Below are 13,726 nucleotides of genomic sequence, written 5' to 3'. Positions count from 1 at the left end.
GTTCACGGCTGCCACCCGAGCGCACGCGAGATCCCACGCGCCGCCACCCGTACCGCCGGGGCCAGCACCGGCACCTGCGCGTGGGCGTGCGGCACCACGACGGACACGGCGGCGGTCACCGCGCCGTCCGGGCCGCGTAGCGGTGCCGCCACCGACAGGGCGTCCTCCGTGACCTGACGGTCGCTCACCGCGACCCCCGAGCGCCGCACCTCGGCGAGCACCCGCCGCAACCGCGCGGGATCGGTGATCGTGTGCGGCGTGAAGGACGCGAGTTCACCCGCGCAGTACTCCTCCTGGAACTCCGGGTCGCCATGGGCGAGCAGGGCGAGACCGACCCCGGTGGCGTGCAGGGGCCAGCGGCCGCCGACGCGGATGTGCACACCGACCGCCGACCGGCCCGACAGCCACTCGATGTAGACGACGTCCCGGCCGTCCCGCACGGCCAGTTGCACGTTCTCGTGCGTCGCCTCGTACAGGTCCTCCAGGTACGGCAGCGCGATCTGCCGCAGGGCGAGGCCGCGCGGGGCCAGCGCGGCGAGCTCCCACAGGCGGAGCCCGATGTGGTAGACGCCCGACTCGTCCCGTTCCAGCGCGCCCCACGCGGTGAGGGCGCCCACCAGCCGGTGAGCGGTGGTCAGGCTCAGCCCGGCCCGCCGGCTGATGTCCGTCAGGCACAGGGCCGGGTGCTCGTGGTCGAAGGCCGCGAGCACGGACAGCAGCCGGTCGGGCGCGGTGGGGGCGCCCCCTGTTCGAGCGGAGCCGAGAACTTTGGGGAGGGCTGTCATCGCCGGGCGTCTCCCGGGTGGGCGAGGTCGTAGGGGCGGGGGTAGGAGGCGGGGCGGTACGGAACGTAGCGGGGTTCGGCCGCCGGTTCCTCCGCGACCGCCCGGGAGTTGAGCGCGCCGGGCGACACGTCCCAGCGGCCGGTGTCCAGGCGGTGTTCCACCGCGCGCAGGGCGGCCAGTGTCTCGCCCGCGGTGAAGGTGCAGTGCCCCGGGCCGTCGACGTACGCCTGGCGGAACAGCCCCGCCGAGCCCGCCGCCGTGGCGGCCCGCCGGTAGGCGCTCTCCGCCTGCACGGGGATCAGCGCGTCACCGGTCGTGTGGATGTTCAGCTGGGGGTCGGTGAGCCGGCCGGAGAGCACGCTGGTGCTCCGCATCCACCGCACGGCCGCCGGATCGGCGGACACCCGGGGCGCCCGGGCCAGGGCCGAGAGGTCGGTGCGCAGGGACAGTCCCGCCTCCTTGTAGAGCTCGGTCACCTCCTTGTACAGCGGGGACCGGACGAGCATGGCCGTGTAGTCGACACCGGTGTTCCAGGACGGGTTGCCGCCCGCCCGGCTCTCGGCCTCCTGCCGCCAGCTGAACGCGGGCAGTTGGAGGAGGCCCCGGACGGCGGCGTACTGGTTGGACTGCTGGGTCGCCCAGTCGGTGGGGCCGGGCCGGGTCTGGGAGGCGTCGTTGTATCCGGGGATGTTGTGCAGGGCGGCGGCGAGGGCGATCCGGGCCCGGCCCTCGGAGGTCCGCTGGGCGGCGTCGACCTTCGACGTGAGCGACTTCGCCGCGGCGACCGCCTCGGTCTGGTCCGCGAAGGAGGCCAGCCGGATGCCGGAGTCCGGGGCGAGGAGTGTGCGCAGCGCGAACACCGGGTCCAGGGTGCTGTTCCAGTTGGCGACGCCGCCTTGCACCAGTCCGCACATCGACAGCGAGCCGTCGAACCGGCCGGCGTGCCGCTCGGCGAGCATCGTGGTGACGAAGCCGCCGTACGAGGTGCCCCAGGCGAGGGTCCGCCCGGCCGCCCCGAACTTCTCGGTGAACAGGTCCAGCGTGGCGAGCTGGTCGGGCACCGCCTCGGCGATCGCCCAGCCGTTCGTCGCGTACGAGGAGCCGATGAGTGCGTACCCCTCGGCCAGCAGCTTGTCCCGGACGGCCGGACCGGGCGTGTTCTGGGCCGGGTTGGGGGCTCCCGCCGGGGTGTAGCCGTGGCTGTACAGCAGCACCGTGCCGTTCCAGGACGCCGGTACGTCCATCACGTACGCGGCGCCGGAGGGGAGCACACCCTCCAGGTGGGTGTCGGCTGCGACGGCTCGCGCCGGCAGTGCGGTCGTCGCCAGGGCGAGGCAGGCGGTCAGCAGGGCGAGGCGGATCCTCAACGCGGGGTTCCTTCCAGGGCGGGGGAGGCGGCGGGGGAGTCCAGGGCGTCCGTGTGGGTCTCGCGCAGCCGCCACACGGTGACGGCGGTGATCGCCGCGCCCGCGCACAGCAGCAGCGAGACCGGGGTGCTGCCGCCGTCGGCGGAGGCGACGAGGCTGCCGGCGATCAGCGGCGAGAACCCGGCACCGACGAGGGTCGCCCCCTGGTAGCCGAGGGAGGCGCCGGTGTAACGGACGCGGGTGCCGAACATCTCGGTGAGCAGGGCTCCGAGCGGCCCGTACATCGTGGACTGGGCGACGCCGTGGCCGAGGGCGAGCGCGAGGATCAGCAGTCCGGGTGAGCCGGAGTCGACCAGCGCCAGTACCGGGAAGGCGAGCGCGGCCGCGGCGACCGCTCCGGCGAGCACGACGGGCCGGCGGCCGACCCGGTCCGACAGCGCGGACGCGGCGGGCAGGACGGCGAGGGCCACGCAGGAGGCGATGGTCACCGCGGTCAGCACCTGCGGCCGGCTGTACCCCTGGTCGACGGCGTAGGAGATCATGAAGCTGGTCAGCAGCGACTGCGTGGTGAACGCGCCGATGCCGACACAGGCGGCCAGCAGCACGGGCTTCGGCCGGCGCAGCACCTCCAGGAGCGGCGGCTTGTCCACCGGCTCCCGCTTGGCCTGCGCGAACAGCGGGCTCTCGACGACCTTCAGACGCACGAACAGGCCGACGGCCAGCAGCACGATGCTCAGCAGGAACGGCACCCGCCAGCCCCAGGAGCGGAACGCGTCGTCGGGCAGGGTCGCGACGAGCGTGACCACACCGGCCGACAGCACGGAACCGAGCGGGGCGCCGAGCTGCGTGAAGCTGGACCACAGACCGCGCCGGGACCCCTGCGCGTGCTCGGCGTGCTCGACGACCATCAGCATCGCGCCGCCCCACTCACCGCCGATCGCGATGCCCTGCACCACGCGCAGGGCGACCAGCAGGACCGGCGCCCAGACGCCGATCGCGTCGTACGTCGGCAGCAGCCCGATGAGGAAGCTGCCGCAGCCCATCAGGACCATGGTCAGCAGCATCATCGACTTGCGGCCGATCCGGTCGCCGAAGTGCCCGAACACGATGCCGCCGAGCGGGCGGGCGAGATAGCCCGCGGCGAAGGTGCCGAACGCCGCGATGGTGCCGACCGCCGGGTCGGCCCGGGGGAAGAACAGCTCGCCGAAGACGAGCGCGGCGACGGTGCCGTAGACGAGGAAGTCGTAGAACTCGACGGTCGTGCCGAGCAGGCCGGAGACGGCGACTCGGCGCAACTGCCGTGAGTCGTGGGCTGGTTGGGCGTCTGAAGGTGATGGCTGCACGGGGAGCTCCCTGGGGGACGGGTCGCGGTTGGTCCGTGAAGGTATGCATCAGTCGTGCAGCCGTCAATCATTTGCACAACGTCAGTTGAGGCGGTCCTCAGCGATCCGCAGCAACAGTGCGTGCAGCGCCTCTCGTTCGGCCGGGTCCAGCGGGCCCAGGAGCTCGTTCGTCACCCGCTGGCCGGCCTCGTCGGTGTCGCGGAGGAAGCCGCGGCCGCTCTCGGTCAGCACGACGATCCGGCTGCGGCGGTCGTCGGGGGCGGGGCGGCGCTCGGCGAGACCCTGCTTCTCCAGATCGTCGACCAGGCCGACGATCGCGCTCGGGTCGTAGCCGAGCCGGGCGCTCAGCTCCCGCTGGAGGGCGCCCTCGGAGCCGGCGAGGAAGCGCAGTACGGCGTAGTGGCGCAGGCGCAGGCCCGACTCCTGCAGGCAGGCGTTGAACAGCTGCCCCGAGCGCAGGCCCAGCCGGTACAGCAGGTAGCCCGTGTCGGCGTGCAGCCCTCGCATCCATGGCTCGTCCGCGTCGATGGGCTTCGGGGTGACGTGAGTGACGTTCTGGCGTGTGATGGCGGGCTCCCTGTGCTCGGTACGGCCTTGCGGTGCCAGCATCCCGCACCCGTGGGCCATCAACAACTATTGACGTCGACAATTATTGCTCTTAGCTTCGATCTCGCAGTCGAACCCCGCGTGAAGGGACCCACCCGTGCCCAGCATCGATCTCTCCGGCAAGGCCGCCGTCGTCACCGGCAGCGGCCGGGGCCTCGGCCTCGCCTACGCGCACGCCCTGGCCGCCCACGGCGCGTCCGTGGTGGTCAACGACGTCGACGAGGCCGTGGCCGAGGCGGCCGTGAAGTCCATCGAGGAGGCGGGCGGCAGGGCCGTCGCCGAGGTCGTCGCCGTCGGTACCTCCGAGGCCGCCGAGCGGCTGGTGAACCGCGCGGTCGAGGAGTTCGGCCGCCTGGACGTCCTGGTCACCAACGCGGGCATCCTGCGCGACAAGGTGCTCTGGAAGATGTCCGACGACGACTTCGACGCGGTGATCACCACCCACCTCAAGGGCACCTTCACCTGCGCCCGGGCCGCCGCCGTCCGCATGCGCGAGCAGGGCGAGGGCGGCTCGCTGATCCTGGTCGGCTCCCCGGCCGGCCAGCGCGGCAACTTCGGCCAGACCAACTACGCCGCCGCCAAGGCCGGTATCGCGGCGATGGCCCGCACCTGGTCGATGGAGCTGGGCCGCGCCGGCATCACCGTCAACGCGATCGTGCCGGTCGCCGCCACCGCGATGACCGAGACCATCCCGGCCTTCGCCCCGTACGTCGAGGCGATGCGGGGCGGTGAACCGCTCCCGGACTTCCTGCGCAAGGGCGAGGGCTTCGGCACCCCGGAGGACTGCGCCGCCCTGGTGCCGTTCCTGGCCTCCGAGGCAGCGCGCGGTGTGACCGGTCAGTGCATCGGCATCGGCGGCGACAAGGTGGCACTCTGGTCGCATCCGCAGGAGATCAGGGCGGCGTACGCCGACGGCGGCTGGACTCCCGGCGCCCTCGCGGACGCCTGGCCCACCTCGGTCGGCGCCGAGCTCCAGTCGGTCGGCATCCCGGCGCCGAAGCTCCCGGAGGCGTGATGGACACCGTGACAGACGCTGTGACGGACCCCGTGATGGATGTGGAGTCACTGGTCGCGATCGACGTCCACACCCACGCGGAGGTGTCCTCCAAGGGCCACTCCTCCCTGGACGACGACCTGCACGACGCCTCCTCCGCCTACTTCAAGGTCGAGGGCAAGCGGAAGCCGACCCTTCAGGAGACGGCCGCCTACTACCGCGAGCGGAACATGGCCGCCGTGATCTTCACGGTCGACGCCGAGTCCGCCACCGGCACCCCGCCGGTCCCGAACGAGGAGGTCGCCGAGGCGGCCGCCGCCAACGCGGACGTGCTCATCCCCTTCGCGTCCATCGACCCCTTCCGGGGGAAGGCGGGCGTCAGGCAGGCCCGGCGTCTGGTCGAGGAGTACGGGGTGAAGGGCTTCAAGTTCCACCCCAGCATCCAGGGCTTCTTCCCCAACGACCGCGCGGTGGCGTACGACCTGTACGAGGTGATCGAGGAGACCGGTGCGATCGCCCTGTTCCACACGGGCCAGACGGGTATCGGCGCGGGCGTCCCCGGCGGGGGAGGGATCAGGCTCAAGTACTCCAACCCGCTCCACGTCGACGACGTCGCCGCCGACTTCCCGCACCTGAAGATCATCCTGGCGCACCCGTCCTTCCCCTGGCAGGACGAGGCCCTCGCCGTCGCCACCCACAAACCGGGCGTGCACATCGACCTGTCCGGCTGGTCGCCCAAGTACTTCCCGCCGCAGCTCGTGCAGTACGCGAACACCCTGCTGAAGGACAAGGTCCTCTTCGGCTCCGACTTCCCCGTCCTCACCCCCGACCGCTGGCTCGCCGACTTCGACAAGCTGACGATCAAGGAGGAGGTCCGGCCGAAGATCCTCAAGGAGAACGCCGCCCGCCTGCTCGGGCTGGCCACACCGTAAAGGGGCGTGTCATGCGCAACGAGGGACTGGGGTCGTGGCCCGCCCGCCGGGCCCGCAAGACCCCGCACCGCACCGCCCTGATCCACGGCGAGACGGCCACCGACTACGGCACGCTCCATGCCCGCACCACCCGCCTCGCCCACGCCCTGCGTGCCCGGGGCGTGCGCCGCGGTGACCGGATCGCCTACCTCGGCCCGAACCACCCCTCCTACCTGGAGACCCTGTTCGCGGCCGGAACCCTCGGCGCGGTCTTCGTCCCGCTCAACATCCGCCTCGCCGGCCCGGAGATCGCCTACCAGCTCGCCGACTCCGGCGCGAGGGCCCTGGTCTACGGCCCGTCCTACGCCGGTCTGGTCGCCGGCCTGCCAGGCAGCACGGACGTACGCGTCTACCTGGAAGTCGGAGCGGAGTACGAGACGGCCGTCGCCGAGGCGTCCGGGGAGCCGATCGACGAACCCGTCGGCCCCGACGACACCTGCATCATCATGTACACCTCGGGCACGACCGGACGCCCCAAGGGCGCCATGCTCACCCACTCCAACCTCACCTGGAACGCGGTCAACGTCCTCGTCGACACCGACCTGATCGCCGACGAACGCGCCCTGGTGTCCGCCCCGCTGTTCCACACGGCGGGCCTGAACATGCTGACCCTGCCGGTCCTGCTCAAGGGCGGCGCCTGCGTCCTGGTCGAGGCCTTCGACCCGGACGCCACCTTCGACCTGATCGAACGCCACCGCATCACCTTCATGTTCGGCGTGCCGACGATGTTCGACCAGGTGGCCCGGCACCCGCGCTGGCCGGAGGCCGACCTGTCGTCGCTGCGGATCCTGACCTGCGGCGGCTCCCCGGTCCCGACCCCGCTGATCGCGAAGTACCAGGAGCGCGGCCTGACCTTCCTCCAGGGCTACGGCATGACCGAGGCCTCCCCCGGCACGCTGTTCCTGGACGCCGAACACGCCGTCAGCAAGGCGGGCTCGGCGGGCGTCCCGCACTTCTTCAGCGATGTCCGCGTCGTCCGGCCCGACCTGACCCCGGCCGACGTAGGGGAGACCGGCGAGGTCGTGGTGCGCGGTCCGCACGTCATGCCCGGCTACTGGGGGCTGCCCGAGGAGACGGCCGCGTCCTTCGCGGACGGCTGGTTCCGCAGCGGCGACGCCGCCCAGGTCGACGAGGACGGCTACGTCCACATCGTCGACCGCATCAAGGACATGATCATCTCGGGTGGCGAGAACGTCTATCCCGCCGAGATCGAGGACCAGCTCCTCGCCCACCCGGACATCGTCGAGTGCGCGGTGATCGGCGTACCCGACGACAAGTGGGGCGAGGTGCCGCGCGCGGTCGTCGTGCCCCGCGAGGGCGCCGCCCTCGACCCCGACGAGGTGCTCGCGTCGCTCGCGGGCCGCCTCGCCAAGTACAAGATCCCGAAGTCGGTGGTCCTCGCGGACGAACTCCCGCGCACCGCCTCCGGAAAACTCCTCAAGTCCCGTGTCCGTACGCGCTACGGCAACCCGTAAGGAACACCATGAGCATCACCGTCAACGGCCTCGACGAACTGAAGAAGCTCGCCGGGGAAGACCTCGGCACCAGCGAGTGGATCGAAGTCACGCAGGAGCGCGTCGACACCTTCGCCGACGCCACCGGCGACCACCAGTGGATCCACGTGGACCCCGAGCGCGCCAAGGACGGCCCCTTCGGCGCCCCCATCGCGCACGGCTACCTCACGCTCTCCCTCTTCATCCCGCTCTTCACCGAGCTCCTGGACGTCCAGGGCGTGACGACGAAGGTCAACTACGGCCTCAACAAGGTGCGTTTCCCGTCCCCCGTGAAGGTGGGCTCCCGCATCCGCCTGACGGCGAGGCTCGCCGAGGTCGAGGACGTGCCGGGCGGCGTGCAGATCACCGTCGAGGGCGCCATCGAGATCGACGGCGGCACCAAGCCCGCCGCGGTGCTGCAGAGCCTGTCGCGGTTCTACGCCTGAGGCCGCGCCGGCACCAGGTCCAGAAGGCGTTCCGAGGCGTCACGGGCGAGCGGTGAGAGCCGCTCGTGCACCGTCCGGAACGTCTTCTCGGCCTGTTCCGCCGGCCAGTCGTCCGGCAGGTGCTTCACCGGCAGACGCGGGTCGCGCCGGACGATACGGAGCCACTCGGTCTGGAGCCGGAGGCGCAGCACGAGGGCGTCGTCGGCGTCCGGGAGCCCGTCCTCCCAGGGCTGCCAGCGGCGTACGAAGGACGCGTACCGGCCGGCCAGGTCGGACAGCTCCCAGGTCTCCTCGATCATCTGGCCGATGTCCATACCGGCCTCCGCGTGCGCCCGGAAGACCTTCACATGGGCGGACAGGCCGAGTTCGGCGACCAGGGCCGACACCTCGACCTCGCCGGGAGCGATCCACAGGCCGTTGAACAGCGGGCCGAAGCCACTCCAGGTCAGCTGGGAGCGCAGGTCGTGCCGCTGACGCTGCCAGGACTCGGGCAGCGAGAAACCCAGCAACGTCCAGGTGCCGTCCCAGTGGCGGTTGACGGCCCCCGTCTGCCAGATCCGCCGCTCCCCGTCGCGCAGCACCGCCTCCGAACGCTCGGTGAGCCCGAAGTACATGCGGCGCCCCTCGCGCTGGCGGCGCAGCAGATCACGGCCGGCCATCCGGGTCAGCGTGGAGCGGGTCGCCTGCTCGCCGATCCCGGCCCGGGCGAACACGTCGATGACGCTGCCCGAATACACGCACACGTCCCGCCCGAGCACCTGGTCACCCAGGAACGTCAGCATGAGGGACTGCGGCCGCAGCGGCTCTTCACCGGTCACGCGGCTCACCGTACCTCCACTCGATCGGTCGGTGACCTGCCGGTACGAACTCGGCGTCAGCTATCACGGCCCCGTCCGGCGCCTCATCGACGCCGGCGCGGAGGCGTATCTGCCCGCAGCGGCCACTCCGCCACGGCGCCCGGTCGGGCGTCCGGAGACGAAAGCCCGGCGCCGGATCCACACCACCCCTTGCACAGCGCGGGAGGAAACGACACACCGCAGTCCGGTCACGGACGGCGACCTCGCCACGGCCTGGGAACCGACGAGTTGAAGCCGAGTGGCACGAGAGTCGCCCATAGACTGCGCGGCATGCGAGGCGACGATCTTCCGGTCGAGGTCGACCGGAGCGTGGAGCTGTTCCTGACGGCCGTGGACGAGCTGGCACCAGGCCTGGTCACCGGCTTCTACCTGGTCGGATCGGTGGCGCTGGGTGACTTCCGTCCTCCCGTCGGCCGTGGGCGGCTCAGCGTGTCGAGCGACATCGACTTCGTCACGGTGACCGACCGCCGCGTGGAGCGCGCGTCGCCGGAGATGGCCGCATTGGCCGAGGCACACAGCCGGACCGTGGCCCGCTTCCCCCGGCCGCACTTTGACGGTGCGGTGTTCACCTGGGCCGACCTCGCCGCCGGTCCGCACGAATGCCCCGACATTCCCTGTGCGCAGGAGAGCCGGTTCACCCCGGCCGGACGGTCCGGCGTCAACCCGGTGACCTTCTGCGAGCTGGCCTGGCACGGGATCGCGGTGCGCGGTCCCCAGCCGGCCGACGTGGAGGTGTGGGCCGATCGGCGGGTCCTGCGCGCCTACACGGGCGACAACCTTCGCACCTACTGGCGGCCCTGGCTCGAGCAGAAGAGGCAGCCGCGCCCGCTGTCCCTCGCGATCGGGCTCACCGAGTGGTTCCCGGTATGGGCGGTTCTCGGGGTGAGCCGGCTGCATCATGTCCTCGCCATCGGAACGATGACCTCCAAGAGCGGCGCGGGTCACTACGCCCGGAAGGTGTTCGGCCCGCCCTGGGAGCGCATCATCGCCGAGAGCCTGTGGCTGCGCACCCGCGGAGCGCAGGGCCGTTCGAGCTACCGCAACCCGTTTGCCCGCCGCCGCGACACCCTCGCATTCCTGGACACGGCGATCGACTCCGCACTCGCTCTGCCCGCCGAAGGCGCACCGTAGGAACCCGGGCCATCCGGTCGACGCTCCCCACGCTGCGGGGTCAGTCCGAGATCCCCGAGCCACGGTCGCCCAGGCCGACCCGTCCGAGGGGGTTCCATGGTCGAGGCCTGCCACGTCGATGACGAGCAGGCCGGGTTCGCGACCCACAGGTCCAGCGGGACGGAGGTACAGGTCAGGCACCTTCCACGTCGACGAACACGGGGTTCGAATAGAACCACGTGTCCGCCCACGGGTCACCGTCCCCGGGCGGGTGCGGGATCGGCCCGTTCGGGTCGACGGAGGCGCCGAGGTAGCCGGTGCCGTGCTGGTTGCCGTCGCTGCCGCGCAGCCGGACGTAGAAGGACTCCTCGCCGGCGGTCAGCGGGATGCGCAGGGTGTAGGTGCCCGTGCGGCCGGAGACGTCCTGCGAGCGGACGACCCGGGTGTCGGGGGCCTTCCAGGTGTCGCGGTCGGCGACCGGGCCGCGCACCGCGCCGCGGATGACGTCCACATGCGCCAACTCGGGAAGGAGGCCCTGGGGGTTGGGCCGCGAGGCCGTCGTCACGGTGATGTCGAGCGTGAGCTTCTCGCCCGTGCGCACCCGCAGCCGGCCGCCGAGCGTCACACCCCGGCCCCGGTCCTGGTCCCGCCTCAGCCGGACGTCCAGCCCGTCGAGCAGATGCCCGTGGTCGAGCCAGACCCGGCCCGCGCGCAGGCCCGCCATGACCGCGCCGTAGCCGTAGCCCGTCACGCCCACGTGGGTGCGGCTGAACTGTCCCGGCCAGAAGTCGCTGCCGGGCTGCGGGGTGTCGGTGTTCACCGGGTCGGGCAACTTCCCGGTGCCGTCGAAGGTCTGGCCGGGCTGCCAGTCGCCGTTCTTCCAGGTGTCGAAGACGATCCGGTGGGCGTCGGAGTTGGTGGTGATCGAGAACAGCCGGCCCTCGGCGAGCATCGAGTCCCACAGCCCGCCGACGGTCGCGGTCGCCCAGTCGAAGCCGCCGTACGTCAGGTACGCGTCCGCCGGGTAGCCGGGCCAGGACTGCGCGGACGGCTTGTTCTCGTACTCGCCGCGGATCGAGGTGGCGCCACGCCACCCGGGCAGGGCAGCGCCCTGGGCGCCGGGCGCGCCCTCCATGCCGATCATGATCTCGGGCGCCGCGTCCCGCCAGGCGCGCATCTCGTGCGGGGAGTCGATGCCCAGCCGCATGGGGTGGTTGGCGAGGACCAGTACGTCGTCGACGTAGCCCGAACGGCGCTGCTCGGCCAGCCACTTGATCGCCTTGACGGCATGGGCCTCGTTGCGGGCCGTGTCGGCGTCGCCCGGGCCGCCCTTGTCGTAGGCGAGGAGCTTGCCGTCGTAGGCGCGCTCGAAACGGGTGAGCAGGTCGACCTCGTTCCGGCCGGGCGTGGTGAACACCGTGCAGTGCTCGGCCGCGGGTATGTACCACTCCAGGCCCTGGAAGATCAGCTGACGCGGGTTCTCCGCCCGCGCCCTGAGGATCTCCTCGTGCTCCATGGCGGCCCCGAAGTCGGCGTGCCCGAAGTTCGAGTGCTCGGTGAAGACCATCCAGTCCAGGCCGTACTCGGCGCCCGCGGCGGCCAGCTGGGAGAACGTGTACTTGGCGTCGTGGCTGTAGACGGAGTGGATGTGGTGGTCGCCGACGAGATAGGCGAGGCGGGGGTCCTCGCCGCCGAGGCGCCGGTCACCGGCGGCCAGGGCCGGGGTGGCCGCGGAGCCGAGGGCGAAGGCGGCGCCGAACAGGCCGGCGCGGCGCAGGAGTCCGCGGCGGGAGACGCCCTGCGGATCGAGGGCTGCGGGGGAGACGGAAGGGTCGGCCCAGTGGGGCAGCTGCTGCTCGCTCATGACGGTTCCTCGGGGTTCACTGGTTCAAGAAGGACGTGACGGGCAGCGCCCGGGCGACGATCCGGACGTCGCCGAGCCGGCCGTGGAAGACCTGGTCGATCCTGCCGCCGTACTCGTAGCCGCCGAGCAGCCACGGGAGCCCGACGGAGGTGATGCCGACCGCCGAGGCCTTGGGGTTGCGGACCACCGGACAGCCCTCCACGTACAGCGTGGTGTGGCTGCCGTCGTTGACGACCGCGAGGTGCCACCAGGTCTCGAGCGGGGTCTCCTGGCCCCAGTTGGTGGAGATCCCCTGCTGGTTGAGCGGGCGCATCGCCCACTGCGGTTCCCGGTCGTTGGACAGCGAGAGGGTGGCGAGCGGCTCGTCCGGGTCGTCGGCGGTCTTGCCGGCGGCGCCGCCCGTGCCCGTGCGGGAGACCAGGCCCGCCCAGGCGTTGTGGTCGGGGTCCCAGTCGGCGGGCAGGCGGTAGAACGCCTCGATGGTGTAGCCGTCCTCGAAGGTGGCTTGACTGAGCGGGGCACCGTCGACCGTGCGCAGATAGGCGCCCTTCAGCGGCGGCTTGTCGCCCCGGAACTCCAGGCTGCCGTGGCCCGGCTGGTCGGGATGATGGTCCGCCGACCAGCCCAGCGCCCCTCCGCCGACGGTGACCAGGGACAGGTCGTTGCCCCGCCCGGACAGGTCACGGACGGTTCCGTCCGTGCCGTCGACGGGCTTCTCGAAACGCCAGTACGCCACCGTGCCCGGCACCAGCATCTTCGCCACGGGGCGGGCCGGCCGGGCGGGCACCGGCGCGAACCCGGAGAAGCGCCGCTCGAAGTCGATCTCGACGGAGAACCGGTCGGCGTCGCCGCTCAGCTCCATCTCCTGCCGCTCCAGCTCGTTGAGCCCCTGCGCGGCCCGGCCCATGATCCACGGGGACAGCGTCTCCACGTCGATGACGTTCCGGTCCAGGTCGAACCGGTAGAGGCGGATCATCGCCGCACCGCCGAAGTACCGGTTCTGGTAGTTCGTCAGATGCAGATGGACGTCGTGCCCCGCTGCGTTCTTCCGGGTCGCCCGGGCGGCGGGCCAGTAGTGCCCGCCCAGGGCGAGGAAGATCTGGTCGTGCTCCTCGACCAGCCGGTCCCACAGCTGCTGCCCGTAGTCCGACAGGGAGTCGTCCTCGACGACCAGTTCGTGGGTGGTGAGGATGACGGGGGTCTTCGGATGCCGTGCCATGACGTCCTTCGCCCACGCGTACCCCTGCGGCGACAGCCGCCAGTCCAGCGCGAGCACCAGCCACTCCCGGTCACCCGCCGTGAACCGGTGGAAGGTGTTGTAGCCGTCCGGGGAGGCACCGCCGAACGTCGGCTTCCCCGCGAAGCGCTCCGGTCCGAAGGCGTCCAGGTACGGTGTCGCACCACGCTGGTCGGTCGTCGACGACTTCACGTCGTGGTTGCCGGCCAGGACGCTGTAGCCGACGCCCCGCCGGTCCAGCAGCCGGAACGCCTCGCCGATCGCCGCGAACTCCTCCTTCGCGCCGTTCTGCGTGAGGTCCCCGAGGTGCGACAGGAAGACGATGTTCTCCTCCCCGCCGTGCTCCAGCAGATACCGCAGCGACGCCTCGACCGGCGCCTTGTCGATGCTCGGCCCGTCGAAGAGGTACTGCGTGTCCGGCATCACGGCGAGCGTGAAGCGGCGGCTGCGCGGGTCGGGACGCCAACCCGCGGGTGCCGCCTGGGCGGTGACCGCGGGCAGCGCGGTCACGGCGGCGGCGGTCGCGCCGAGCAGCGCGGTGGCACGGAGGAAACCGCGTCTGGCGGCACCGGCCTGGGGCGCCTCGCCCACGGCCTGATCATGCGAAATGCACACGTGTGCTCCATGAAGGTTGCTGGGGGGCCTGAAGGTGA

12 protein-coding genes are annotated in these 13,726 nt (G+C 71.7%); 5 read left to right on the top strand and 7 right to left on the bottom strand.

All coding sequences use genetic code 11. The annotated features are described in order from the left end of the window. Window positions 1-2: 2 nt before the first annotated feature. The 4 genes from IE97_RS0127140 to IE97_RS0127125 form a co-directional block, all read right to left on the bottom strand. Window positions 3-785, bottom strand: coding sequence for an IclR family transcriptional regulator (locus IE97_RS0127140; protein ID WP_030245852.1), 783 nt, complete (start codon window positions 783-785; stop codon window positions 3-5). Next, window positions 782-2,152 (bottom strand): alpha/beta hydrolase family protein, encoded by a 1,371-nt coding sequence (locus tag IE97_RS0127135; protein ID WP_051705143.1) that lies wholly within the window; start codon window positions 2,150-2,152, stop codon window positions 782-784. The genes IE97_RS0127140 and IE97_RS0127135 overlap by 4 nt, the downstream gene beginning before the upstream one ends. Continuing rightward, entirely contained in the window at window positions 2,149-3,495 is a 1,347-nt protein-coding gene (locus tag IE97_RS0127130) for an MFS transporter (RefSeq protein ID WP_030245847.1), read from the bottom strand. Before IE97_RS0127130 ends, IE97_RS0127135 begins: the two co-directional genes overlap by 4 nt. An 81-nt stretch (window positions 3,496-3,576) precedes the next feature. Further along, on the bottom strand, window positions 3,577-4,104 hold the full coding sequence (locus tag IE97_RS0127125) for a MarR family winged helix-turn-helix transcriptional regulator (RefSeq protein WP_030245844.1): 528 nt from the start codon (window positions 4,102-4,104) through the stop codon (window positions 3,577-3,579). Window positions 4,105-4,198: 94 nt separating this feature from the next. On the opposite strand from IE97_RS0127125, the gene IE97_RS0127120 reads away from it, so the two are divergent. Genes IE97_RS0127120 through IE97_RS0127105 form a run of 4 tightly spaced genes read left to right on the top strand, consistent with a single transcriptional unit; the run spans window position 4,199 to window position 8,005 of the window. After that, window positions 4,199-5,116, top strand: coding sequence for an SDR family NAD(P)-dependent oxidoreductase (locus tag IE97_RS0127120; RefSeq protein WP_030245842.1), 918 nt, complete (start codon window positions 4,199-4,201; stop codon window positions 5,114-5,116). Window positions 5,117-5,151: 35 nt separating this feature from the next. Beyond that, window positions 5,152-6,027 (top strand): amidohydrolase family protein, encoded by an 876-nt coding sequence (locus IE97_RS0127115; RefSeq protein WP_030245839.1) that lies wholly within the window; start codon window positions 5,152-5,154, stop codon window positions 6,025-6,027. A gap of 11 nt (window positions 6,028-6,038) precedes the next feature. After that, a complete protein-coding gene (locus tag IE97_RS0127110) occupies window positions 6,039-7,541 on the top strand; it encodes an acyl-CoA synthetase (protein WP_030245837.1) in 1,503 nt (500 codons plus the stop codon). 8 nt (window positions 7,542-7,549) lie between these two features. After that, a complete protein-coding gene (locus IE97_RS0127105; RefSeq protein WP_030245835.1) occupies window positions 7,550-8,005 on the top strand; it encodes a MaoC family dehydratase in 456 nt (151 codons plus the stop codon). Here the strand turns inward: IE97_RS0127105 and IE97_RS0127100 are convergent. Further along, a complete protein-coding gene (locus IE97_RS0127100) occupies window positions 7,996-8,823 on the bottom strand; it encodes a PaaX family transcriptional regulator C-terminal domain-containing protein (protein ID WP_030897307.1) in 828 nt (275 codons plus the stop codon). The genes IE97_RS0127105 and IE97_RS0127100 overlap by 10 nt on opposite strands. A 309-nt stretch (window positions 8,824-9,132) precedes the next feature. Here IE97_RS0127100 and IE97_RS0127095 point away from each other — a divergent pair, with 309 nt between their 5' ends. Beyond that, a complete protein-coding gene (locus tag IE97_RS0127095) occupies window positions 9,133-9,993 on the top strand; it encodes a nucleotidyltransferase domain-containing protein (protein WP_051705142.1) in 861 nt (286 codons plus the stop codon). Between the two features lie 172 nt (window positions 9,994-10,165). Here IE97_RS0127095 and IE97_RS0127090 read toward each other — a convergent pair whose 3' ends face one another. After that, window positions 10,166-11,836, bottom strand: coding sequence for a PHP domain-containing protein (locus tag IE97_RS0127090; RefSeq protein ID WP_030245829.1), 1,671 nt, complete (start codon window positions 11,834-11,836; stop codon window positions 10,166-10,168). A gap of 16 nt (window positions 11,837-11,852) precedes the next feature. Further along, entirely contained in the window at window positions 11,853-13,688 is a 1,836-nt protein-coding gene (locus tag IE97_RS0127085; RefSeq protein WP_030245827.1) for a LamG-like jellyroll fold domain-containing protein, read from the bottom strand. Between the last annotated feature and the right edge of the window lie 38 nt (window positions 13,689-13,726).

The organism is Streptomyces sp. NRRL S-455, from assembly GCF_000717875.1.
GTDB lineage: Bacteria > Actinomycetota > Actinomycetes > Streptomycetales > Streptomycetaceae > Streptomyces.
The sequence above is the reverse complement of the archived record's forward strand: the minus strand, read 5'-3'. Positions and strand labels throughout refer to the sequence as shown.

What these genes read in the sequence shown, in the direction of transcription:
- IE97_RS0127140 (WP_030245852.1), bottom strand. Translation starts at nt 785, where the DNA reads ATGACAGCCCTCCCCAAAGTTCTCGGCTCCGCTCGAACAGGGGGCGCC.
- IE97_RS0127125 (WP_030245844.1), bottom strand. Translation starts at nt 4,104, where the DNA reads ATGCTGGCACCGCAAGGCCGTACCGAGCACAGGGAGCCCGCCATCACA.
- IE97_RS0127115 (WP_030245839.1), top strand. Translation starts at nt 5,152, where the DNA reads ATGGATGTGGAGTCACTGGTCGCGATCGACGTCCACACCCACGCGGAG.
- IE97_RS0127110 (WP_030245837.1), top strand. Translation starts at nt 6,039, where the DNA reads ATGCGCAACGAGGGACTGGGGTCGTGGCCCGCCCGCCGGGCCCGCAAG.
- IE97_RS0127105 (WP_030245835.1), top strand. Translation starts at nt 7,550, where the DNA reads ATGAGCATCACCGTCAACGGCCTCGACGAACTGAAGAAGCTCGCCGGG.
- IE97_RS0127095 (WP_051705142.1), top strand. Translation starts at nt 9,133, where the DNA reads ATGCGAGGCGACGATCTTCCGGTCGAGGTCGACCGGAGCGTGGAGCTG.
- IE97_RS0127090 (WP_030245829.1), bottom strand. Translation starts at nt 11,836, where the DNA reads ATGAGCGAGCAGCAGCTGCCCCACTGGGCCGACCCTTCCGTCTCCCCC.